The organism is Paenarthrobacter nitroguajacolicus (assembly GCF_031455195.1).
Lineage (GTDB): Bacteria > Actinomycetota > Actinomycetes > Actinomycetales > Micrococcaceae > Arthrobacter > Arthrobacter nitroguajacolicus_D.
In genome coordinates, this window is the sequence record NZ_JAVDSH010000001.1 from 423,444 (window position 1) to 446,842 (window position 23,399).

Here is a 23,399-nt window from a genome sequence, read left to right on the forward strand (position 1 = left end):
ACTGCTGGTTTCAACCAACTACCGCGAACCAGGGGCACTCCCTACCTTCGCACAAACCCCTGGGGACAAAGATGCCAATCCTGCACAGCCTGCGGCAAACCCGTGGCGGGTTTCCTTTCGCCGTATCCGGAGTACTGGCTATCCTCGGCATAGTGCTTGTCCGAGAGTCCGCACCCGAACCGAAGGGACGCCAGTTGAAGGAAAACGGGAACTTGTGGACGGACGGTGCGCAGCAGACCGGGCTCTTGGTCCGCGTCACCGCCCCGGTCAGGACCGAAGCATCGGCGGTCCTCCGGTGACGCCGGCAGTCCTGGGCCTCCACATCGGGGGGTCCAAGACCCACGCCGTCCGCTCGGATGAAGCGCAGCAGGTCAGCGGTTCGCCGGGGAGCGTCGCCGACGAAATCACTGAGACCAGCGCAAACTTGTCGTCCGTCGGGCACCAAGGCGCTGACGCGGTCTTGCGGCGGATTGCCGCACGTGTGGGCCGCGGGGTCCAAGCCGTTTGCGCTGGTGCCGCCGGCGCAGACACACCAGCGAGCCGTGCCGTCCTGTCCGCACTCCTCATGGAACACTTCCCCGGCGCCAAGGTCGATGTCGTCCACGACACCCGGATTGTCCTCGCAGCTGCAGGCCTCGACGCCGGCGCCGTGCTGGTCGCGGGCACCGGTTCGGTAGCCTGGGGCCGCAATGCTGACGGACGGGAAGCCCGAAGCGGCGGGTATGGCTACTTGTTGGGCGATGAGGGCAGCGGCTACTCAGTGGTGCGGGACGCCGTCCGGGAAGCACTCCGTGAGCACTATGCCGGATTGGAGCCTGGAATCCTGGTTCGAGCACTGATGGAGGCGACCGCCAGCGCCGACGCCCTGCAGCTCATGGACTTTTTCTACGCGAAACCGGAACCGGACCACTGGGCCAGCCTGGCCCCGCTCGTCTTGGAGTTCGCGTCAGAGGGAGATCCCGCTGCCGTTCGGATCCAGGCTGAGGCCGCACATTCCTTGGCAACGCTGGCCCGCCAGGTACTGGGCGAACTGGGTTTGGACCTGCCGCTCGTCATGGCCGGGGGCCTGCTGGTCAACCAGACCCAGCTTGCTGGCGCCGTGGCCCGGAAAGTTTCACTCGAAGACCCGTCTTCCGTCAGGATCCTGACGCAGGCCCCGGTTCATGGTGCGGTGGAACTGGCACGCCAGCTGATTCGAAGCTAGCTCCCGCTTCTGCCTGACTACTCCGGTTCCGGGGCGGAACCGGAGTAGTCTTAATCCATGCCTTTCACGTGCGGTGGTCGGTAGCGATGACGCGGGCCAAGCGGCGGTGGCTGCCAGCTCTCCTGATCCCCCTTGCCCTGGTCCTTGCAGTACTCACCGGTTCGGTCCAGGCGGGTGCCACCGTGTCGCTCCCGCCGAAGACAGCCGATGAGGTTCTCGCCATGATTGCGCGCACGCAAGTGCGTTCGTTCTCCGGCACACTCGAACAGACTGCGGAGCTGGGGCTTCCGGCACTTCCCTCGTCAGGTCCTGGCGTCACTCCCGGGGCTGCCTCCGCATTGGAATTCCTGACGGGTACCCACACCGCGCGCGTCTTCGTGGGCGACCCAACCAAGGTGCGCCTGCAAATCATGGACACCATGGCTGAGCGCGACCTGATCGTCAATGGCAAGGATGCGTGGTTCTACAACTCAGCGGACAACAGTGCCACCCATCTCCAAGCCCCGGATGTCGGCGGCCCCACGGAAACGCTGCCAAGCAAGCGCGCCATGCCCACGCCCGAGGCACTGGCCAGCCGGTTCCTCGCTGCTGTTGATGCCGGAACAGAGGTAACAGTCGGAGAGGCTTCATCGGTTGCCGGACGCAGTGCGTACCAACTGAACCTGGCCCCGAACGGCTCCGGCACCCTGGTGGCCTCGGTGACCATCGACGTCGACTCCGAAACAGGCTTCCCGCTGGGAGTCCACGTCCGTGCGAAGAACCAAGCCGAACCTGCCTACTCCCTCGCCTTCACTGAACTGAACCTTTCTGCGCCGGATCCCGGGCTGTTCCAGTTCAGTCCTCCAGCGGGTGCCACGGTCACCGGCAAGGTACTCCCCGCGCAGCCCATCCCGGTGCCCAACGCTGCGGCTCAAGCACCATCGCGGCACGGCGCCATGGTTACCGGCGAAGGGTGGGAATCGATCGCCATCCTGCCTGCCGCTGCCGTGCCCGCCGGGCTTACTTCCAACCCCCAGCTCTCCCAGGTGTTGCAAGCCGTTTCCGGGGGCCGGGCGTTGGCCTCGTCACTGGTGAGCGTCCTGATTCTCGACGACGGTCGCGTCCTTGCAGGGCTGGTGCCATTGGAGCGGCTCCAGTCAGCCGCTGCCGCGCAGTGAAGGGGCCCGCACCCGAGCAACACGGGACCGCGGACCCTGCGGGGCTGGCCATTGAGACAAACAGGCTGGTCAAACGCTTCGGGCACCGCTCCGCTGTGGACGGCATAGACCTCGCTGTACCGCGCGGAGCAGTGTTCGGTTTCCTTGGACCCAACGGCTCGGGAAAGACCACCACCATCCGGGTGCTGCTGGGACTGGCCTCCGCCACGAGCGGTGACATCCGGGTCTTGGGCCAGTCCATGCCGGCGGCGCTGGCAGCCGTCCTCCCGGACGTGGGCGCTTTGGTGGAAGGGCCGGGCTTCTACCCATCTCTCTCCGGCTCCGGAAACCTCATGCGCCTCGATTCCGCTGACCGCCACGCCTCGTCGGCGACACGCCGCAAGCGCGTCGCGGATGCCCTTGACCGTGTCGGGCTTAGCCACGCTGCCGGCAAGAAGGTCCGCGCCTATTCGTTGGGCATGAAGCAACGCCTGGGCTTGGCGAACGCGCTGCTCAGGCCGCGGGAACTGCTGGTCCTTGACGAACCCACCAATGGACTGGACCCCCAGGGCACCCGTGAGGTCCGCAATTTGGTGCGTTCCCTGGCTGCGGGCGGGACCACGGTGTTTGTTTCCAGCCATCTGCTGGCCGAGGTGGAACAGATGTGCACCCACGTGGGTGTGATGAGCGCCGGGCGCCTGGTCGCCCAAGGACCGCTGGACGAATTGCGGTCCTCGGGCCAGAGGCAGGTTGTGGTTGAAACGCCCGACGCCGAACTGGCCACGAGCGTCCTGGCGCGCCTCGGGCTCGTCCCCGCCGCCATACCGGGTGCGGCAGGGCCACGCGAGGCGAGGGCAGTGCTGGACGGTGGACTGGACGGACCGGCTCCCGAGGTGATCGTCGCGGCGCTGGTTGCCGACGGCGTCCGGGTTCGGCGTTTCGCCATTGAAGATTCGAGCCTGGAAGACCGGTTCGTGTCCCTGACCGGAGAGGGGTTCGACGTTGTCGGCTGATACCACCACGCATTCAAGCCCGGGAGCGCGGCCCGCGGTTGGCTGGTCCCTGCTTGGCTCCGAGTTGTCGGTGCTTTTCCGCCGCCTCCGCACTTGGGCCATGCTGCTGGCCCTCGCCGCCGTACCCCTTCTCATCGCGTTGGCCGTCAAATTGTCGTCCCGGCCAGTCGCCCCAGGCCGGGGGCCGCTGTTCCTGGACCGCATCACCCAGAACGGGCTGTTCGTGGCAGTGACCGCCTTGGTTGTTTGCGTACCGTTGTTCCTGCCCCTGACCATTGGCGTGGTGGCTGGGGACACCATAGCCGGCGAAGCCAACATGGGGACCCTGCGCTACCTGTTGATTGCACCTGCAGGCCGCATCAGGCTCCTGCTGGTCAAGTATGCAGGGGCTGTCGCTTTCTGTTTCGCCGCGACGGTGACCGTGGCAGCGTCCGGTGCCCTGGCCGGCGTCGTACTTTTTCCTGTGGGACCCGTGACGCTCCTCTCCGGCGACACCATCAGTGTGGGCGAATCGGTCCTGCGGTCCCTTCTGGTCGCGGGCTACATCACAGTGTCGCTGTTAGGGCTGGCCGCGATAGGGCTACTGATTTCCACCTTTACGGACGTGCCGGTGGGCGCCATGGCCGCCACGATTGTCCTCTCTGTCGTCTCACAGGTGCTCGATAACCTACCGCAACTGGACTGGCTGCACCCGTGGCTGTTCAGCCACCACTGGCTGGGGTTCGCGGATCTGCTCCGCCAGCCGATTGACTGGACATCGTTCGGTGCGAACGCCTTGCTGCAGGCTGGGTACATAGCTGTGTGCGGCGCGCTGGCCTACGCAAAATTCTCAAACAAGGACGTCCTGTCCTAGCTTTGTCGTAGGCTCTTCCCATGGCCAGATTCTTTGACGTGCACCCGGAAGATCCCCAACCACGCGCCATCGGCCAGGTGGTCAAAATGCTGCAGGACGGCGGTCTGATCGCCTACCCCACCGACTCCTGCTACGCGTTGGGCGCCCAGATCGGCAACAGGGAAGCGCTGGACCGCATCAGGTCGATCCGGCACCTGGACGACAAACACCATTTCACCCTGGTGTGTAAGGACTTTGCCCAGATGGGCCAGTTCGTAATGCTCGATAATGACGTCTTCAGGAGCATCAAGGCAGTCACCCCCGGCAGCTACACCTTCATCCTGCCGGCCACCCGCGAGGTACCTAAGCGGCTCCTGCACCCCAAGAAGAAGACTGTGGGCGTGCGCATCCCGGACCACCGTGTTGTCCAGGCTCTTTTGGCCGAGCTGGGCGAACCCCTGTTGTCCAGCACACTGCTCCTGCCCGACCAGGAGGAACCCCTGACACAAGGGTGGGAGATCAAAGAACGGCTGGACAACCAGGTGGACGGCGTCATCGACGCCGGTGACACCGGGGCGGAACCGACTACCGTGATCGACTTTTCCAGCGGCGTTGCCGAAGTCGTGCGTCGCGGAACCGGGGATCCTTGGCGGTTCGAATAGCCCCGGAACCCACGGCGCAGGCGAAGGTTCCGGAGGTTTACTCCTCCAGCTTGCGGGCCCGGCTCGGTTGCACCCGCATGGGCTCTCCCGGCATCTTCGGAAATTCCGGCGGGAAGGGCATCTCGCCTTGGCCGTTGCTGACATCGCGTTCCCACCAGTCGAGCAAAACGTCGATCTCTCCCGGTTGCGAGTGCATGGTCGCCCAGGGGTCGCCGACTTTCTTCAGGCGGTCGGGAACTGTGGTGATGGTGTACTTCGCTGGATCAGCGTGATCCAGTTCGTCCCACGTCAGCGGACAGGACACCTGGGCCGTGGGCACCGCGCGTGGGCTGTAGGCACCGGCGATGGTCCTGTCCCGGTTGGCCTGGTTGAAGTCAACGAAGATCCGGTTTCCCCGCTCCTCTTTCCACCAGGCCGTAGTGACCTTGTCCGGCATGCGGCGTTCCAATTCACGGCCAGCGGCGATCACGGCGTGGCGGACGTCCAGGAACTCATGCTTGGGATGGATCGGGGCGTAGACGTGAAGCCCTCGGTTGCCGGACGTCTTGATGAACGCCGTGAGGCCCGCCTCCTCCAGGACTGACCGAAGCTCAAGGGCGGCCGGCTTGGCGTCATCAAAGTCCGTCCCCGGTTGGGGATCGAGGTCGATCCGGAGTTGGTCGGGGTTGTCCGGATCGTCGGCCCGGGAAGCCCACGGATGGAACACCACAGTGTTCATTTGTGCCGCCCACACCGCAGCGGCCGGCTCGTCGATGACCAATTGCGGATGGGACCTTGCGCTCGGATACGTGACGAGCACGGAACGCACATAGTCAGGGGCTCCCTTGGGCGGGTTCTTGGAGAAGAACATCTCACCCTCGATGTTGCCCGAATACCGTTGCAGGCTGACCGGACGGTTCCCGTTGGCAGCGACAAAGGCCTCGCCGACGTCAATGAGGTAGTTGGCCAGGTCCAACTTGGTCAGTCCTGCCTCCGGCCACATGACGCGGCTGGGACTGGAAATTCGAACCTCTCGGGGGCCGTCGGGACCGGGCACGGTGACAGTGGTTGCTTCGCTCGCCATGGCCACAAGCTACCGTGTTTGAACCGCCCGCGTCAGCATTCCGGCCCGATCCGGTGCCCATGTCCATCGCAGGCCGGGCCGCTGCAGGATGATGGATACATGCCTATGCCTGAAACGTCCTTGCGGATCGCCGTCAATGAAGTCGAAATTTCTGCCCTCTCCATCCGGCCGGACCACCCTTCGGCCACCTTGGTGGTTGCCCATGGCGCTGGTGCGGGAATGGAACACCCGTTCCTGCAGGGTTTCGCTGAAGCGATGGCCGACGAAGGTGTCGCGACCCTCCGTTTCAACTTCCCGTACCGCGAAGCCGGGCGGCGTTTCCCGGATCGGCCGCCGCTGGCCGTCGCTGCCTGGCGGGCCGTCATGGACCAGGCCGCAGGGCTAAGCAACGGAGAACCCCTCTGGGCGTCCGGCAAGTCCTTCGGCGGGCGCATGGCATCGATGGCAGTGGCTGAAGGGATGCCCGCCCGGGGACTGGTGTACCTGGGCTACCCGTTGCATGCGCCGGGGAAGCCGGAAAAGCTACGCGACGAGCACCTTTACGGCGTCACTGTGCCCATGCTCTTTCTCCAAGGGACCCGCGACACGTTTGCCACGCCGGAATTGCTGGAAGGCGTGGTGGAGAAGATAGGCCCGACGGCGACCCTCCAGTGGTGTGAGGGCGGTGACCATTCGTTCGCGGTCAAGGGCGTGAAGCGGGGCGCAGCCGAAGTGGGTGCCTCGCTTGTCCCCGCGGTGGCCGCTTTCCTGCGCGCCAACCCATAGTTCCTATTTCGGCAGGGGTTCGTGACGGAGGTAGGAGCGCCGGAAGCGGCCCGTTCCGGCCGTCAGCGCGCGCAGTTCTATCGCATAGCGCAGGAGTTCCTGATCAGGGACCTCGGCACTGATTTCGGTCCCTTCGGCGTCATCGGCCGTGGTTCCGGTGACGCGTCCCCGCCGCCCCGATAAGTCACCCATCACCGTACCCACATACTCATCGGGAACGCTGATGACAACAGCGGATACCGGTTCAAGGAGTTGGATCTTTGCGGCGGCTGCCGCTTCGCGCAAGGCCAGGGCCCCGGCCGCCTGGAAGGCCGCATCCGAGGAATCGACGCTGTGCGTCTTGCCGCCCACCAACGTCACTTTGATGTCCACCACGGGAAAACCGGCCGAAACACCTTTAAGCATCTGTGCCCGGACGCCTTTCTCCACGGAAGCAACGAACGTTCCCGGGATTGCTCCGCCCACGATTTTGTCGGTGAAGACGAATCCTTCGCCGCGGGTGAGCGGCTCGACTTCGATGTCGCAGATGGCGAACTGCCCATGGCCGCCTGACTGCTTGACGTGCCTGCCATGGCCGGTTGCCTTGGTAGCGAAGGTCTCACGGAGAGGCGTGACCACGTCCACTGTCTGGAGCTTGACCCCCTGGCTACGCAGCCGGTCCAGAACTACTTCTGCGTGGGCCTCACCCATGCACCAGAGGATGAGTTGGTGGGTGTCCTGGTTGCGTTCCAGACGCAGCGTGGGGTCGGCGGCCGCCACTTTGCCGATGCTCTTGGCAAGGGCGTCTTCGTCACTCCTGGAGGCACCCTCAATGGCGACCGGCATCAGCGGCTCGGGCATGTTCCAGGTCTCGAGAAGCAGCGGCGCCTCACGGTCTGATATTGAGTCACCTGTCTCGGCGTTGGCGAGTTTGCTGATCGCGCAGATGTCACCGGCAATGCACTGTGGGACTGCTTTCAGTGCCTGACCAACGGGCGAGTAGAGATGGGTGACGCGTTCGTCGGCGTCGTGGTCTTCATGGCCCCTGTCCGCGAGTCCCCTCCCGCCGACGTGGATCGAAGAATCTTCCCTCAGGGTTCCTGAGAAGACCCGGACAAGGCACACTCGGCCAAGGAAGGGATCCACTGTGGTGCGTACCACTTCAGCCGCCAGGCGCCCTGCCGGATCGCACTGCAGGGGCTTCAGCGATGCGCCGTCCAACGTCGTGGCCGGCGGAGGAACCCGTTCCAATGGGGATGGCAGGGCTTCGGTCATGAGGGCCATGAGCTCAGCGAGTCCCAAGCCTGATTCGGCGGCGGTGGGAATGACGGGGAAGAAACTCCCCCTGGCTACCGCGGTTTCGAGGTCTTTGATGAGGTCGCCCAGTGGCAGTTCTTCGCCACCCAAATACCGGTCCATCAGGGTCTCGTCTTCGCTTTCGGCAATGATGCCCTCAACCAATGGGCCCCGGGCCTCCTCCACTGCCACCTCGCTGCTGTTGCCATGGATGATTCCGATGAGGCCGGCATTGTCGTCAGCGGGAAGGTACAGCGGCAGGACAGACTCACCGAACGATTCCCGGCAACGCACGACGGCGGCGCGGAAGTCAGCGCGCGGATGGTCCAGTTTGCTGAGCACTACCGCACGCGGCATCCGGACCTTCCGGCACTCGCCCCACAACGCAATGGTGGCGCTGTCGATGTCCTCCACGGCGGATACAACAAAGAGGGCCGCATCTGCGGCCCTCAAACCAGCCCGAAGTTCCCCGGTGAAGTCGGTGTAGCCGGGGGTGTCGATGAGGTTGACCTTGATCGCTCCGACCCGGATCGGCGCCACCGACATCGTCACGGACCGTTGCTGATGGATCGCCGACGGATCCGAGTCGCTGACCGTGGTCCCGTCGCTGATGGTGCCCATCCTGGGAATGGCGCCAGTGGCTGCAAGCAGGGCTTCCACCAGCATCGACTTACCTGCGCCGGAATGTCCGACGAGTGCCACATTCCGGATGCCGGCAGGATCGCCGGGCGATAAGGACCAGCCGTTGTCGCCGCGCTTGGCCTCGGGGGTACCCGGGGCGGTTGCTTTTGCCGATTCGCGCGTGCCCTTCACGGACATGGGCACCTCCTGGTGTTCTCTCCCGGCGCTCAGTGCAAACGCCCTGCAGTTGGAACGTTAAAGAGGATTGGACACCCTGAGGCGACCATGGGGCAAGGGCTTGCAGAGAGCAAAACCAGCCGCCCGGCGTCGTTCTTCGACCCACCGGTCCAGCGGAGGACTAAACGGTGAGCATGCCCCACAGCAACCAGGCTGCCGCGAGTGAGCACCCAGCTACAACCACGGTGAATCCGGCCAGCCAGACGTAGGCCGGAACACCCGTTGTGCGGCCAAGAATGAACGCATCGGAGGCCGCCAGCCGTTCCCGGCGCTTGGTGTGTACCCCGACCAGTTTGAAGAGATCGCGGACTCCGCCCACGGACAGGGCGACGCCAAGCGCCAACACCACGTAATTGACGGTGGTGGGTGCCGCGAACAGGATCAGCACTTGGGCGAAGGCCGCACTGAACAGGGCCACCAGGATGCCAGTGAGGTTCCTGAGGAAAACCAGCGAAATCAGCAGGATCAGCGCGCCGACGGACATGGCTGCACCAGAACGCCCAGCGGCACAGGCGGCAATCAGGCATAACCCAACAAGGGCCGGTGCCGGGTAGCCCCAGAAGCCTGACCACGCCGCCCCGAAGGAGCTGCGTCCGCTGCTAACCAGTCGGCCCGAATGGTCCAGCCCGATCCGGAGTCCGTGCACGAAGCGGCCGGTCATCAGCGCTGCGTACGCGTGGCCGAGTTCATGGACGAACGTGACGTACAGGCCGAACCAGCGCCACGTGGGCCGCGGGATGCTCAGGACCACGGAGCAGGCGAGAATGCCGAGCAGGGCAGGGAGGGGAACTGCAGTGGTATGGGTGTCGGTGAAACCCCGAAGCACCGCGTCCCACCAGTTGTGGGCCACATTTCCAGCAGCGTCCACGTCTATTGCACCGTCGACTGGAGGCGCGAGTGGAGGCCTGCGATGAGGATTTCCAGACCGAATTCGAAAGCGGCTTCACCGCGTTCAGTGGGAGGGCCCGCATAGGTCAGGGCATGGGTGAGCGTCGGATAGCCGTGCTGCGGCGGAGCCCAGACGACGTCAGGAGCTGCCAGGTCCAGGGCGAAGCCCAGCGCGAAGCTGTCAATGGTGGAGATCGCGGAGACCACGTCCCGGCCGGTGAACCCGGCCGTGCGGAGGGCGACGGCAAGGTTTTCGTAAAGCGCCAGTACTTGGGGGTCCTGGACTGTTTGGAGTACCAGCAGGGGCGCGAGCCTGGGGTGGCGGGCAAAAGCGTCGCGGTAACTGCGGACGATCGCGCGAAGTGATGCTTCCCAATCCTGGTCGTCGCCGAGGACGTAGGGCAATTCTGCGATGATCCGCCCGCGCATGAGCTCAAGTATCTCTTCGCGACCGCTCACGTGGTTGTAGATGGAGGATTGGCTGACGCCGATCCGCTTGGCCAGTTTGGGCAGGCTGAAGTCCCCCGCCTCGTCCACCAGTTCGAGGGCGGCGGTGACGAGTGCGTCGACGGATATCAGCGGGACCAGCGGGCGTGCCATACGGGTGTCTCCATTCAAGGTTGTTGTTACGACTCTAGCCAGAACTTTGCGCCCAAGTATTGTGCCGCTGGTCACAGGGCCTTACGATAAACGAAAGCCTTTCGCTTTATGTTCCGAAACCCTGAAAACTTCCCCTCCCCACATAACCCCAGAGGACCCCCATGTCTGACCTCGAAACCCGACCGCCGGCAGCTGATGCCGGGAACGGGCTCAAACGGAATGCCATTGGCACCGGCGGCATCGCCTTCCTGGTGATCTCCGCAGCAGCCCCCCTCACCGTGATGGCCGGAGTGGCACCAGTAGCCCTTGGCGTTGGGGGCATCGGCGCCCCGATGGGTTACGTCATCGCTGGCGCTGTGCTGCTGGTCTTCGCCATCTCCTTCATGGCCATGACCAAGCACGTCAAAGCCGCCGGCGGCTTCTACACATACATCACGCTGGCCATGGGCAAGACCGTGGGCCTGGCCTCAGCCATCCTGGCAATCGTTTCCTACAACTGCCTGCAAATCGGCGTCTACGGGCTCTTCGCCGTCCAGACCCAGGCAATGCTCCACACGCTCTTCGGCCTCGACGTTCCCTGGCCGGTAGTGGCCTTGGTTGCGATCGCAGCGGTGTGGTTCCTTGGATACCGCGGCATCGACGTCGGAGCAAAGGTCCTGGGGGTCCTGCTCATCGCCGAAACCGCAATCCTTGCCGTCATGGGGGTTGGAATCCTGGCCCGTGGAGGCGCCCAAGGCATCAGCTTCTCCTCCTTCTCCCCCGAGCACGCGTTCACGCCAGGCGTGCTGGCCATCCTCGCCATCTGCTTCGCAGCTTTCATGGGCTTTGAATCCACCGTGCTGTACCGGCGCGAAGCACGCAATCCTGACAAGTCGGTCCCCCGGGCAACCTACATTGCCGTAGGTTTCATGTCCGTGTTCTACGCGTTCATCGTCTGGACCGTCATCCAGGCATATGGGGACGGAAACGTGGTGGAGGCTGCCGGTGAACTGGCCGATGGCATGTTCTTCGCTACCATCAACCAATACGTGGGGCCCTGGGCCGAAGTCGTCATGTACGTGCTGATCGTGACCAGTGTCTACGCATCCCAGCTTGCCTTCCACAACGCCATCAACCGCTACGTGTACATGCTGGCGAAAGACGGCGTCCTGCCCGCATTCCTTGGCAAGACACACCCCAAATACAAGTCGCCGCATCGTGCAGGTCAGATCCAGACTGTCCTGGCCGCCGTCGTCATTATCATCTGTGCGATCGCAGGGGCCGACCCGTACAAGCAACTGCTGATCTGGGTCAACACTCCGGGCATATTCGGGATCGTTGCCCTCCAGGGCTTGGTTTCTGTCGCTGCCTTCATCTACCTGCGCCGTAACCCAGCCGCTGTCACGAACCGCCTGATCATCCCGCTGACCATCGCCTCGGCCGTCCTGCTGTTCGGAGTGGTGGCACTGATCGCCATCAACATCGAGCTCCTCACCTTTGCCGATGCCCTGACCAACACCATCCTGCTGCTGGTGGCACCGCTGGTGTTCCTCGCTGGCCTCCTGATTGCCCGCGGCCTGCGCACCAACCGCCCTGACGTCTTCTCCCGGATTGGAAGCTTCGAAAGCCATGACTCCTGACCTCATCATCCTGGCCGACACCGTTCACACACTGGATGACCGGCCACACCATGAGCCCATACAAGCCGTCGCAGTCAGCGGCGGCGTGGTTGCCGCCGTCGGAAGCCGCTCGGACGCCCAAAGCTGGCGCCAAGCGGGAACACGGGTGGTTGACCTCGGCACGGCTACGCTGACGCCAGGGCTGGTGGACTGCCATATCCACCCCGTATTTGGGCTTGACCTTACGGTCGGTGTGGACCTGTCCGGCGCGGGCACGTTGGAGGAAGTCCGCGCCCTGTTGCGCACGGAAGCAGCGAACGACGGCGAGTGGTTGCGTGGCTGGGGCCTGAACCCGAACGCTTTCGGCACCACCCCCATGCACCGCCATGCCTTGGACGATGTCAGCGGCGGGAAGCCAGCCCTTGTACGGCTGTTCGATGGCCATTCGGCGCTGGCCAACAGCCGGGCGCTTGACCGTGCCGGCGTCCACGGGCCGGAGGAATTCGACCAGGCTTCGGAGGTGGTTTGCGACGGCGATGGCACCCCCACCGGGCTCCTGCTGGAAGCCGCGGCCATGGAACTCGTCCAGCGGCACATGCCGCAGGAGTCCTTCGCCGAGCGTAAGGCGCGGCTGGCCGGGCTGCTGAGGGACTTCGCCCGTTCCGGCCTGACCGGCGGCCACATCATGGACCACAGTGAAGAATCGACCGCCCTGTTGCAGGCACTGGAAGCAGACGGTGAACTGCCCCTCAGGCTCCGGACCGCTCCGTGGTGCATGCCAGGCAGTGGCGAAGCCCAATGGAAGGACATGGCCCGCAGCATCGGAACCGGTGGTCGCCGCTGGTCCATCGAGGCCATCAAGCTTTTCGTGGACGGGACAGTCGATAACGGCACCGCGTGGCTCTACGAACCGGACACCCTTGGCCAATCCACGGCAGCGTTCTGGCCCCGTCCCGAGGACTACACCGCTGCTGTCCGCTACTTCGCCTCCCGGGGAATCCCCACAGCGACGCACGCCATCGGAGACGCGGGCGTGCACCATGTATTGAATGCGTTGGAATCGCTGGCCGAGACTGTTCCAGCCGATGTCCTGCGCCGGACCGTGCACCGGATCGAGCACATCGAATCCGTACCGGACCAACTGGTGGAACGCTTCAAGGACGCGGGAGTGGTGGCCAGCATGCAACCAACGCATTGCACGCACTATTCGCTCGCGGACCACAGCGACAACTGGTCTACCCGCCTGGGCCCCGAACGTGCGGACCGGGCATGGCGGTGCAGGGACCTTCGTGATGCCGGAGTGACCCTGGGCATCGGCTCGGACTGGCCCATCGCACCCTACGAGCCGCTTCCCATCATCGCCGATTCGCAGCTGCGCCGGCGATCCGGACATCCCGAGCAGCAGCCCATCGCCCCAGCCCAGGCCCTCACCGCGCTCCAGGCCCTCGAGGGATACACCTCACACGCGGCCAAGGCTGCAGGGCTGTGGGATGTTTCGGGCTCCATCACCGTTGGCAAGCGCGCAGACTTCACAGCCTTCGAGATGGATCCCCTGACCACCGCGCCTGACGAGTTCGCCGCAAGCAGTGTTTTGGGAACCTTCGTGGACGGCGAGATCCAGTTCATGTTGGAGCGGCTCGGCTAGCCGGCCTGCATCCGGTTCTTGGTTTTGGCCGTGGCCGGCGCCGTCCACGGGTCTTCGGGCCAGGGATGCTTGGGGTAGCGCCCACGCATCTCGGCCCGGACCTGCGCGTAGGGTCCGGACCAGAACGACGTGAGGTCGTCCGTTACCGCCAACGGCCGTCCGGCCGGTGACAGCAGGTGGAAGAGCACCGGAACCTTGCCATCGACCAGGCGTGGCGTACGGTCCCAGCCGAAGCACTCCTGGAGCTTGACCGCCACAACAGGCCTGCCAGAGTCGTTGTCCACGTCCGGATAATCGATCCGCACCCGCGAACCGCTCGGCACCTCCAGGCGCTCGGGCAGCAGGCTGTCCAGCCGCGAGGCCTCCGGCCAGGGCAGCAGGCGCCGCAGGGGCTCCAGGAGGTTGACCGAACCGGCGGGCGAGCCGGAGGCGATGGCCTCCAGCTCGGGGGCCAACCACTCGTCCAGCCTGGAGAGCAAGCCGTCGTCACTGACGTCCGGCCAGGGATCACCGAGCTCCCGACGCAGCAATGCGAGCCGTCTGCGCAGGGCGTCGGCCGGCGCCGACCACCCAATCATGGAGAGCCCAGCTTTCTCCAGAGCCTCCGCCACGGCATGCCGGCCGGCTTCCACGCTGGGTCGCACAGGCGTGGCGGACAAGACGATGGCGCCCAAACGGCGTTCCAGGGTGGCGGTTACGCGCCCTTGGCCGAACTTTGCCGTCGTCTCCGCGACCAGGAGATGCGGCGCGGCCGCTTCTGCAAGCTCCGCCGACAACGGTGCGGCCGACCGGATGACAGCGCCGGTACCGGCAGCGTCACGACCCTGGGCGCGGGACACCTCGGCAACAGCAAGCCACTCATGGGCCGACAACGGGCTCCCCGCAGGGAGACCGGCACGCGTTCCGGACGAGAGCAGGTAGGTGGTGGAACCATCGCCGGGAACGCGCCTGGCGATCCGATCCGGGAACGCCAATGCCACCACAAACCCGGGCGCTTCCCTCGCCGTGACGCCCTTGTTTCCTTGGGAAGGTGCGACGTTTCCGTGGGAAGGTTCGACGGCGGCCGCCTCCCGCCGCGCAATCGACTCCATCCGCCGGGTGTCCTCAGCGAAACGCCGGGCGCCCGGGTGTGACGCAGAACGGAGTGATGAGATCAACGTGGTGAGATCGGCACCGGGAGCCCGCTGGTCCCCCGCCACCAGCGCCACCGTTTCCGCGGCCGCGCGCGGGCCAACAACCGGGGACCCGTCCAGCAAGGCGCGGGCAAGCCGCGGGTCGGCTGGGATCCTGGCCAAGGTCTTGCCCACACTGGTGGCGCTTCCGTCATCCGCCACGGCGCCCAATTCCCGGAGCACCTCCACAGCATCCCTCATGGCGATGGCAGGTGGTTGGTCAGGAAGCGACAAGCCCTCGCCGCCCGGCGCACCCCAACAAGCCAGAACAAGGGCGGCGCCGGTCAGGTCCGCTACGGACATTTCCGGGGTTTGGTGCGCAGGGGCTGCGGCAAACGCCTGCTGGTCATAACAACGCACCACAGTGCCCGGCCCCTGCCGCGCAGCCCGGCCGGCCCGCTGCTCCGCCGAGGCACGGGAACAGGAGACGGTGACCAGGCCGGACATTCCGCGTCCCGCGTCGCGGCGCGGCTCCCTGGAGAGTCCCGAGTCAATGACCAGGCGGACCCCCGGAACGGTGAGCGACGATTCGGCCAGGGACGTGGAGACGATAATCCGGGGCGGGCCTCCGGGCTCACGGCCGGATACTGCGCGGTCCTGGGACTCCGTTCCAATCTGGCCGTGCAACTCCAGCACCTCAATCCCGGCGGTAACCTGCCCCCGAAGGCGGGCAGCGACGTCGGACACTTCCCGGGCTCCCGGAAGGAACACCAAGGCATCCACCTCGGGATTGGTGTCCAGGGCAGCAGCGTGGGCGGTCGCAGCGGTGCGGGCTACGTGGTCAAGGAAGCTGCGGGCCACTCCCCGACCATCCATCCGCTGCTCCCGGGCTGGCATCCACCGAACGTTCAACGGATGCAACGCCGACGGACAGTCGACGACGGGAGCCGGGCCGTCGCCGTCGGGCCCTGCTTTCCCAAGGAGCGCGGCGAAGCGCGGTGCGTCGAGCGTGGCGGACATTGCCACCAACGTCAGGTCGTCCCGGAGCTCGCGGACCTCCGCAAGCATGCCGAGAAGGAGGTCCGTTTCCAGGCCGCGCTCGTGGACCTCGTCCAGGACCACCGCATGGACGGCTTCAAGGCCCGGGTCGGCCAGCAGCCTGCGCAGAAGGATGCCGGGCGTGACGAACTCCACCATGGTGTCGTTGCTGATTTTGCTTTCACCCCGGACGGTGTAGCCAACCCTGCCACCAAGCCGGGTGCCGTCCAGGGCGGCAAGTCGACGGGCGGCGGACCGGGCAGCGACACGCCGGGGCTGGGTAACGACGACGCGCGGCTGGCCGGGGTGCCGTTCGGACACAAGATTGGACAGCAGCGGCGGCACCAAAGTGGTTTTACCCGTACCTGGCGGTGCCTGCACGACTGCGGTGCCGGCGTCGCCCTGGTTGGTGAGGGCCGAGGCGAGGTTTTCGAGGGAATCGGCGAAGACCAGTCCCCTGCCGATGGCGTCCAGTCTGAATGTCACCAGACCATTGTCCCTGTTGGGGGCGCGGGAAAGGCCACGCTTCCGGGAGGAGGCGTGGCCTTTCGTGTTTTTGGTGGCGCCGTGTTTACGGTGTCGCCGGGGGTCCTAGCCGATGGTGGAGGTGTCGATGACGAAGCGGTAGCGGACGTCGGAGGCAAGCACGCGCTCGTACGCCTCGTTGATCTGGCTCGCGGGAATGACCTCGATTTCTGCGCCAAGGCTGTGCTCGGCGCAGAAGTTCAGCATTTCCTGGGTCTCCGGGATGCCGCCGATCATGGAACCGGCGAACCGGCGACGGCCGCCGATGAGGGCGAAGGCGTTCACCGGCAGCGGTTCAGCCGGCGCTCCAACGTTGACCAACGTTCCATCGAGGCTCAACAGCTGCAGGTAGGAGCTGATGTCGATGGAAGCGCTGACAGTGTTAATGATGAGGTCGAAGGTGCCAGCCAGCTCCTCGAAGGTGGCGGGGTCGCTGGTGGCGTAGTAGTGGTCCGCGCCGAGCTTGAGGCCGTCTTCCATCTTTTTCAGCGACTGCGACAGGACGGTCACCTCGGCACCCATTGCGTGGGCGATTTTGACGCCCATGTGGCCCAAACCGCCCAAGCCGACAATGGCGACCTTCTTGCCGGGACCCGCACCCCAGTGGTGCAGCGGGGAGAAGGTGGTGATGCCTGCGCACAACAGCGGTGCGGCAACATCGAGGTCCAGACCTTCCGGAATGGTGACAACAAAGTCTTCGTTCACCACAACGTTGGTTGAGTAGCCACCTTGGGTGATGGTGCCGTCGCGGTCCACTGCGCCATAGGTGCCCACGTTGCCCTTGAGGCAGTACTGCTCTTCGCCGGCCAGGCAGTTCTTGCACTCTTTGCAGGAATTGACCATGCAGCCGACGCCGACGCGGTCGCCCACCTTATGCTTGGTGACCTCGGAGCCGACTTCGGTGACGATACCGGCGATCTCATGACCCGGGACCAGCGGGTACTGCTGGGGGCCCCAGTCACCGCGGACGGTGTGGATGTCCGAGTGGCAGATTCCGGCGAACTTGATGTCGATATGGACGTCGTTCGGCCCCACCTCACGGCGGTCGATGGTGGTCAGGGTCAGGTCGCCCGTGGCCGAGGGTGAAGCAAATGCGGAAGCGGTAGGCATGTTTCTCCTGCGTGTATGTCTTAAGTGGATGTTTCCATCTAACACTCTTTGCCTGAAAGGAAGGGAGACACTGCTGTTAGGGGTACTGGCAGTGACTCCCTTAGCCGGCCAAAAGTCTTACCGTTGAACCATGGACAACCGGACCGAGACGCGCGACTTCCTCTCCACCCGGCGGGCAAAGATCACTCCGGAGCAGGCGGGGCTGCCCGCGTACGGCGGCAACCGACGGGTCCCAGGACTTCGCCGCGGCGAGGTTGCCATGCTCGCCGGGGTCAGCGTGGAGTACTACACCCGGCTGGAACGAGGAAACCTCTCAGGGGCATCTGACAGCGTGCTCGAGTCCCTGGCCAACGCCCTGCAACTCGACGAGGCCGAGCGGGCCCACCTCTACGACCTCGCCCGCGCGGCCAGCGAGGGTGGTCGGCCGCGTCGACGCCCCGCCCGGAAACAGGCCATCCGCGCGGGAGTGCAACTGACGTTGGACGCCATCACCAACTCACCGGCGATCGTGCGCAACGGACGCCTGGACATCCTGGCGAGCAACGCGCTGGGGCGGGCACTGTATTCCGACCTCCACTCCGGTCATAACGGCAATTCGGCCGAGCCGCCAAACCTTGCCCGTTATCTCTTCTTCGACGAACGCAGCCACGCCTTTTACCCGGACTGGGAGCGCGCAGCCAACGACACCGTAGCGATCATGCGCACCGAGGCCGGCATGGACCCCTACGACCGGGGACTGACGGATTTGGTGGGTGAACTGTCCACCCGGAGCGAGGAATTCCGGGTGCGGTGGGCCGCGCACAACGTCCGACAGCACTACACCGGGCAGAAGTTCTTCAGGCATCCGATCGTTGGAGAGCTCCGCATGCTGTACGAGGCCATGGGGTTCGCCGCCGACACCGGGCTGACACTGACTGTCTACAACGCGGAACCCGATACGCCGACGGCGGACGCCTTCCGCCTGCTTGCCAGCTGGGCCGCCACCATGCAGCAGCCCGATGCCTCCCGTGATCGCTTGCAGGACGAGGCGCTACGGAACACTCAGAACCAGTAGTCCCCAGCCAGAACACAAAGGAACCATGCATATCTTTCCTAAGACCACCAGCACCAAGGGGCCGGCGCATCTCTTCACCGGGGGGAAACCGCCGGAGTGACGGACGGCTCCGAAACCACGTGGGGCGAGCTGGTCACCGACGAGGAGTACGTCTGCCCCGCATGATCGAACCGAATCGCTTGCGCCCCCGACGTCGCGTCCTACTGCCCCGGCAGCTCGGCGATCTTGCGTTCCAATGCGGAGCGTTCCGCGGCGTTCGAGCACAAATCCATGGCTAGGCCCAGGGCTTCCTTTGCTTCCCCGAACCGTCCGAGCCTGGTGAGCAGCTCCCCCCGTACGGTGGGCAAGAGGTGCGAACCGTTCAGCGCACCCCGGCTCGCCAGTGCATCTACGAGGTCCAACCCGGCGGCCGGACCCGTGGCCATTGCTACGGCAACCGCGTGATTCAGATCAACCACCGGCGACGGAGCCAGCCGGCCAAGTGCTTCGTAGAGGATCACAATCCGCTGCCAATCGGTCTCGGCTGCTGTCGAAGCCAAGGCATGGCATTCCGCGATGGTTGCCTGGAGTCCGTAGGCACCTAGCCCGCGGCCCAGGGCAACCGACGTCGCCAGCGCCGCCCGGCCACGACGTATCGACGCCTGATCCCACCGTCGTCGATCCTGATCCTCAAGGAGGATGGGGTTGCCTGCCGGGTCGAGCCGAGCGGGAAAGCGGGCTGCCGTCAATTCCATCAGCGCAAGAAGCCCGTAGGCTTCGGGCTCGGGCGCGAGCCGTACCAGAACACGGGCAAGCCGTTGGGCCTCACTGGCCAGTTCCGCCCGCATCCACGAGTCTCCTCCGGAGGCAAAGGCTCCTTCCGTGAAAATGAGGTACACGACGTGAAGCACGGACCCCAGCCGCTCTGGGATGTCAGGTAGTTCGGGGACCATGAAAGGTATGTGGGCTGCGGACAAAGTCTTCTTGGCGCGCGTAATGCGGGCCTGAATGGTTGGCACGGGCACCAGGAACGCTTTGGCGATCTCCTCAGTGCCCATGCCACCCACCACCCGCAGGGTCAAGGCGATGCGTGCTTCCCGGGACAACACCGGGTGGCATGCGATGAACATCAAAGCGAGCACGTCGTCGTCGATCGCCTCCGGGTTAAACAGGGAGTCCGCGCCCGGTTCCTCGTCCGTTAGGTCGTTGGCAAGAAGCGCATACTTCTCGTCGCGGGTGGCCCGCCGACGGAACGCATCAATCGCCCGACGCCTGCCTGCGGTCAGCAGCCAACCCACTGGTTCGGCGGGGATGCCATTAACGGACCACGACACCAAAGCCTCTGCGACGGCCTCCTGTGCCACGTCCTCGGCCAAGCTGAAATCGCCCGTGTACCGGGCCAGGGCACCGACGATGCGGGCAGACTCACTTCTCCACACCGCTTCGACGGCGGCCCTGGCCTCGTTGCTCCTCATCTCAGTTGTCGCTCACTCCAGTTGCGGCCGGCTTCTGTCCGCGACCTCTTAGAGTTGTCCGGTCTGCTCGCGCCATGCCCGTTCCTTTTGGATCCATTCGTTGTCCTGGGGGAACTCGTCGATGCTTGTGACGCGGCGGATTTCGGTCTTGGTTCCAGCGGTCATGGGTGCCCGCCGCGCCCACTCGACAGCCTCCTGTTTGGAAGCAACGTCCAGGATGTAGAAGCCGCCGAAGAGTTCTTTCGTTTCGCCATAGGGGCCATCTGTGACCACCGGAGTTTCGCCAGTGAAGTCCACCACCACGGTTTCCTTGGCATCCTCCAGACCCTCGGCAGCAAGCAGCACCCCGGCACGGATCAGTTCGTCATTGAATTTGCCCATCGCTTCGAGGATCTCGTTGAAGTCGATATTCTCGAACTTGGCGTAGGAATCGTCGTCGGCCCGCATTATCAACATGTATTTCGCCATCTCACTCAATCTCCTGTGTCGTGGAAAGTCCCTTCGACTTTCTCATCCATAGGTCGAGTGGGTCGAGGAAATATCGACATCCTGCCTCGAGATTTTTCGCGGGCTTTGTGTGGGGTTGGGGCGTACTCTGAAGAGACGGTGGAAAACGATGTGTTCAGTCCACCGGTAATTGGCTAGAGGCACCATGGCACCAGAAGTTTCGTCCGAGAAGTACCGTCCGGAGCGAGGTGCCACCGCCCGGGCGGTCAACTCGTACTCCGCACTCCTGAGGTCCGTCCGCGATGCAGGGCTGCTTCAGCGCCGCAGAGGGTTCTACATCACCATCTTCATCGTCCTGATGATCGCATGGGCCGGAACGTGGAGCGGTTTCCTCCTGCTCCGGGATACGTGGTTCCAGCTCTTCATCGCAGCGTTCATGGGCGTGGTACTTACCCAGTTTGCTTTTCTGGCGCACGAAGCCGCTCACCGGCAGGTGTTCAAGTCCAAAGGAATGAACGAGTGGTCCGCTCGACTGATCGGCACAGGACTTGTGGGTATCAGTTACTCCATGTGGGCGCAGAAGCACACAAGGCACCATAACTTTCCCAATGTCATCGATAAGGATCCGGACATCCACACTGGAGCCATTGCGTTCCACCCCGCGGCGGCAAGCGTCCGGCATGGAGTCATGGTGCATGTCACCCACAAACAGGGCTGGTTGCTATTTCCCCTGTTGTTTTTCCTAGGTGTCAGCTTGCACATTGATTCGTTGAAATACCTGTTGCGTCAAGGGAAAGTGGACCACCGATGGGTGGAGATCCCCGTCATTGTGCTGCGGTTGCTGGTTGTACCGGTCTTGGTCTTTTCGCTCCTGCCGTTGGGAATGGCATGTGCTTTCCTTGGCGTACAACTGGGTGTTTTCGGTTTCTACATGGGCGCTTCCTTTGCACCGAACCACAAAGGAATGCCCATACTCCCACCGTCCAGCAGGGCCGACTTCCTGAACCGCCAGGTCCTCACGGCACGCAACATCACCGGCGGCCTGTTGATGGACACCCTGATGGGCGGATTAAACCGCCAAATCGAACATCACCTTTTCCCCGACATGCCGCGGCCGTACCTCCAGCGGGCTTCTGCGATCGTCAGGGGGTGCTGCGATGATCTGGGCATTCCTTACACGGAGACCAGTTTGATTGCTTCCTATGTGATCGTTGTGAAGTATCTGGACGGTGTAGGCCTGTTTGCCGGGGAACCTTTTGAGTGTCCCGTTGCGGAGCAGTTCAGGCCGCATTAAGTGTCTCCCCGAAACAAGACGCGAAGGATCCCCCAAGCCGAAGCCTGAGGGATCCTTTTCAGTTGGCATTCAGCCAGGGAGGTACGGTGGCCTAGCGCCCACCGCCTCCGATGACCCCGGCTTCGACAGCCTTGCTCACGGCGTCGGCTTCGGCTTGCGTTAGCTTTCCGTCGGTAACAGCCTTATCGAGTCTGGTCTTCAGCGCAGCTGCACGCTCAGCCTGGCCTGCAGTACGGATCTCCTCCAGCGCACTGGTCACCTTGGCTTCGTCCACGCCCAGTGCCGCAGCCAGGGACTTGGCCAGCGCGGCCTCTTGCGCCGTCCGGTCCGGCTTGGTGCCTTCCGTTCCTTCACTGGGTGGAGTGGTCGGCTTGTTGGCCTGGCGGAACGCCTTCAGTGCCTCGGTGACCTTGGCTTCGTCAACACCCAGCTTGGTTGCGAGCTGGGAGGCAATCTGACCGCCGTCCCTTCCGTGGCCGTGTCCGCCGGGCTTGCCGCCCGGATCCGCCGGTCTGGTGCCCGCATCCGTAGAGGATGTGGCGCTCGGCGAAGGGGTGGTGGCTGCTGTAGCCATTCCCGTCACTCCCATCCCCGCGCCAAGGGCCAGGGCTCCGGCCGCGATGCCTAGCGTGATTCTCTTCGTTTTCGACATATACCTCTCCTCAATGGACCGTGTTGCCTCGGTCCGTGCCTGAGGGACGGTCAGGTGTGCCGTCCTCTTAACACGATGGAGGGGCTACCCCAGTCCGCGCTGTTGTGAACCTGTTATTCCGCTGTGAATTCGAGGTTCAGCCGAGCTTGTCCAACGCATCCAGGAGCCTCTTCACTGCGCCACCCAGGTTCCACTCGGTAGCGAGCCGCTCAAGTTCAGCGCGCGAATCTCCCGTCACCGGCCGCAGTTCGGCGCCTGCTTGTTCGAGCGTCGGCACTTTCAGGTCCCGGACCACGTTGACGACGGCGGGTGCCACCTTCAGGTAGTCCGCTGCGGCGGACAGTTTGGCCCGCACGGTAGCGGACAAACCGCCGTCGGGCGCTTCGGCCGCCTCCAGCAGGCCTCCCAGCGAGCCATGCTCGCCCAACAAGGACGCTGCCGTTTTTTCGCCGATTCCGGCCACGCCGGGCAGTCCGTCGGAGGCGTCGCCGCGCAGCGTCGCAAAGTCGGCGTACTGCTGGGGCAGCACCCGGTACTTACCCACTACTACGACGTCGGTAACCACCTCAAGGTTCTTCATGCCGCGAGCGGTGTAAATGACCCTAACGCCGCGGTCGTCGTCGACGAGTTGAAAAAGGTCGCGATCTCCGGTGACCACATCGGCGGCGAACGGCGCCTGACTGGCGTAGGTACCAACGACATCGTCGGCTTCGTGGTGGTCCACGCCAACGACGGCGATGCCGGCGAGCTCCAAAACACGCCGGATCAGGGGGATCTGCGCCTCCAGCGGGTCGGGGACCACCTCGACGTCGGGCCCGTCCGCAACCGCCTCCGCCACCCGGTGCGATTTGTAGCTGGGAATGAGGTCTACCCGCCATTTCGGGCGCCAGTTGTTGTCCCAGCAGGCCACCAGGTGGGTCGCTTCATAGTCGGTGATGAGGCGGGCAATCATGTCCATCAGGCCACGGACCGCATTGACCGGTGTCCCGTCTGCGCGACGGATCGAATCCGGCACGCCGTAGAAGGCGCGGAAGTAAAGCGAGGCAGTGTCCAGGAGCATCAGTCGAGGCATACCTGATCCTGACATGACCAACCGATATTTCGAAGGAACTGGCGTGCATCTGCGGGCAATCCTGAAAGGACTTGAACGCGCATGTGAGCCGCATTACGATGG

21 protein-coding genes are annotated in these 23,399 nt (G+C 64.4%); 11 read left to right on the forward strand and 10 right to left on the reverse strand.

The features are described from left to right. Nucleotides 1-71 precede the first annotated feature (71 nt). From J2Y68_RS01990 to J2Y68_RS02015, 6 genes are all read left to right on the forward strand, one after another. Nucleotides 72-299 carry a hypothetical protein gene (locus J2Y68_RS01990; RefSeq protein ID WP_309989001.1) on the forward strand — a complete coding sequence of 76 codons (228 nt, stop codon included), beginning with the start codon at nt 72-74 and terminating at the stop codon, nt 297-299. Continuing rightward, complete coding sequence (locus J2Y68_RS01995) at nt 296-1,204, forward strand: N-acetylglucosamine kinase (RefSeq protein ID WP_309989003.1); 909 nt, start codon at nt 296-298, stop codon at nt 1,202-1,204. Before J2Y68_RS01990 ends, J2Y68_RS01995 begins: the two co-directional genes overlap by 4 nt. A gap of 86 nt (nt 1,205-1,290) precedes the next feature. Continuing rightward, entirely contained in the window at nt 1,291-2,361 is a 1,071-nt protein-coding gene (locus J2Y68_RS02000) for a LolA family protein (RefSeq protein WP_309989005.1), read from the forward strand. Next, nucleotides 2,358-3,353, forward strand: a complete 996-nt coding sequence (locus tag J2Y68_RS02005) for an ABC transporter ATP-binding protein (RefSeq protein ID WP_309989008.1) — start codon at nt 2,358-2,360, stop codon at nt 3,351-3,353. The genes J2Y68_RS02000 and J2Y68_RS02005 overlap by 4 nt, the downstream gene beginning before the upstream one ends. Further along, nucleotides 3,343-4,206: an ABC transporter permease gene (locus tag J2Y68_RS02010; protein ID WP_309989011.1), complete on the forward strand. Its 864-nt coding sequence runs from the start codon at nt 3,343-3,345 to the stop codon at nt 4,204-4,206. The genes J2Y68_RS02005 and J2Y68_RS02010 overlap by 11 nt, the downstream gene beginning before the upstream one ends. A gap of 20 nt (nt 4,207-4,226) precedes the next feature. Further along, nucleotides 4,227-4,847 (forward strand): L-threonylcarbamoyladenylate synthase, encoded by a 621-nt coding sequence (locus J2Y68_RS02015; RefSeq protein ID WP_309989014.1) that lies wholly within the window; start codon nt 4,227-4,229, stop codon nt 4,845-4,847. 37 nt (nt 4,848-4,884) lie between these two features. Here the strand turns inward: J2Y68_RS02015 and ligD are convergent, their stop codons facing one another. Continuing rightward, nucleotides 4,885-5,910: a non-homologous end-joining DNA ligase gene (gene ligD, locus J2Y68_RS02020; protein WP_309989016.1), complete on the reverse strand. Its 1,026-nt coding sequence runs from the start codon at nt 5,908-5,910 to the stop codon at nt 4,885-4,887. 99 nt (nt 5,911-6,009) lie between these two features. Between ligD and J2Y68_RS02025 the strand changes: the two genes are divergently transcribed. Further along, on the forward strand, nt 6,010-6,675 hold the full coding sequence (locus tag J2Y68_RS02025; RefSeq protein ID WP_309989019.1) for an alpha/beta hydrolase family protein: 666 nt from the start codon (nt 6,010-6,012) through the stop codon (nt 6,673-6,675). A 3-nt stretch (nt 6,676-6,678) separates the two neighbouring features. On the opposite strand, the gene J2Y68_RS02030 is transcribed toward J2Y68_RS02025, so the two are convergent. The 3 genes from J2Y68_RS02030 to J2Y68_RS02040 form a co-directional block, all read right to left on the reverse strand. Next, nucleotides 6,679-8,769, reverse strand: coding sequence for an elongation factor G-like protein EF-G2 (locus J2Y68_RS02030; RefSeq protein ID WP_309989022.1), 2,091 nt, complete (start codon nt 8,767-8,769; stop codon nt 6,679-6,681). Between the two features lie 160 nt (nt 8,770-8,929). Then, nucleotides 8,930-9,676 carry a M50 family metallopeptidase gene (locus tag J2Y68_RS02035; protein WP_309989025.1) on the reverse strand — a complete coding sequence of 249 codons (747 nt, stop codon included), beginning with the start codon at nt 9,674-9,676 and terminating at the stop codon, nt 8,930-8,932. A 2-nt stretch (nt 9,677-9,678) separates the two neighbouring features. Beyond that, nucleotides 9,679-10,296, reverse strand: coding sequence for a TetR/AcrR family transcriptional regulator C-terminal domain-containing protein (locus J2Y68_RS02040; RefSeq protein WP_309989027.1), 618 nt, complete (start codon nt 10,294-10,296; stop codon nt 9,679-9,681). Between the two features lie 161 nt (nt 10,297-10,457). Between J2Y68_RS02040 and J2Y68_RS02045 the strand changes: the two genes are divergently transcribed. Beyond that, complete coding sequence (locus J2Y68_RS02045) at nt 10,458-11,915, forward strand: APC family permease (RefSeq protein ID WP_309989030.1); 1,458 nt, start codon at nt 10,458-10,460, stop codon at nt 11,913-11,915. After that, nucleotides 11,905-13,539, forward strand: coding sequence for an amidohydrolase (locus J2Y68_RS02050; protein ID WP_309989032.1), 1,635 nt, complete (start codon nt 11,905-11,907; stop codon nt 13,537-13,539). Before J2Y68_RS02045 ends, J2Y68_RS02050 begins: the two co-directional genes overlap by 11 nt. On the opposite strand, the gene hrpB is transcribed toward J2Y68_RS02050, so the two are convergent. Then, nucleotides 13,536-16,175, reverse strand: a complete 2,640-nt coding sequence (hrpB, locus tag J2Y68_RS02055) for an ATP-dependent helicase HrpB (protein ID WP_309989034.1) — start codon at nt 16,173-16,175, stop codon at nt 13,536-13,538. The genes J2Y68_RS02050 and hrpB overlap by 4 nt on opposite strands. A 105-nt stretch (nt 16,176-16,280) precedes the next feature. Then, nucleotides 16,281-17,324: an NAD(P)-dependent alcohol dehydrogenase gene (locus J2Y68_RS02060; protein ID WP_309989036.1), complete on the reverse strand. Its 1,044-nt coding sequence runs from the start codon at nt 17,322-17,324 to the stop codon at nt 16,281-16,283. 130 nt (nt 17,325-17,454) lie between these two features. Here J2Y68_RS02060 and J2Y68_RS02065 point away from each other — a divergent pair, with 130 nt between their 5' ends. Further along, a complete protein-coding gene (locus J2Y68_RS02065; protein WP_309989040.1) occupies nt 17,455-18,378 on the forward strand; it encodes a helix-turn-helix transcriptional regulator in 924 nt (307 codons plus the stop codon). A gap of 200 nt (nt 18,379-18,578) precedes the next feature. Here the strand turns inward: J2Y68_RS02065 and J2Y68_RS02070 are convergent, their stop codons facing one another. Together J2Y68_RS02070 and J2Y68_RS02075 are read right to left on the reverse strand one after the other, a co-directional pair. Then, nucleotides 18,579-19,832 (reverse strand): RNA polymerase sigma factor, encoded by a 1,254-nt coding sequence (locus J2Y68_RS02070; RefSeq protein WP_309989042.1) that lies wholly within the window; start codon nt 19,830-19,832, stop codon nt 18,579-18,581. Between the two features lie 48 nt (nt 19,833-19,880). Then, a complete protein-coding gene (locus tag J2Y68_RS02075; RefSeq protein WP_211712572.1) occupies nt 19,881-20,300 on the reverse strand; it encodes a YciI family protein in 420 nt (139 codons plus the stop codon). A 184-nt stretch (nt 20,301-20,484) separates the two neighbouring features. On the opposite strand from J2Y68_RS02075, the gene J2Y68_RS02080 reads away from it, so the two are divergent. Next, on the forward strand, nt 20,485-21,573 hold the full coding sequence (locus tag J2Y68_RS02080) for a fatty acid desaturase family protein (RefSeq protein WP_309989048.1): 1,089 nt from the start codon (nt 20,485-20,487) through the stop codon (nt 21,571-21,573). 91 nt (nt 21,574-21,664) lie between these two features. Here J2Y68_RS02080 and J2Y68_RS02085 read toward each other — a convergent pair whose 3' ends face one another. Then, entirely contained in the window at nt 21,665-22,225 is a 561-nt protein-coding gene (locus J2Y68_RS02085) for a Clp protease N-terminal domain-containing protein (RefSeq protein WP_309989052.1), read from the reverse strand. A 136-nt stretch (nt 22,226-22,361) separates the two neighbouring features. Further along, nucleotides 22,362-23,312 carry a 5'-3' exonuclease gene (locus tag J2Y68_RS02090; RefSeq protein ID WP_309989055.1) on the reverse strand — a complete coding sequence of 317 codons (951 nt, stop codon included), beginning with the start codon at nt 23,310-23,312 and terminating at the stop codon, nt 22,362-22,364. Between the last annotated feature and the right edge of the window lie 87 nt (nt 23,313-23,399).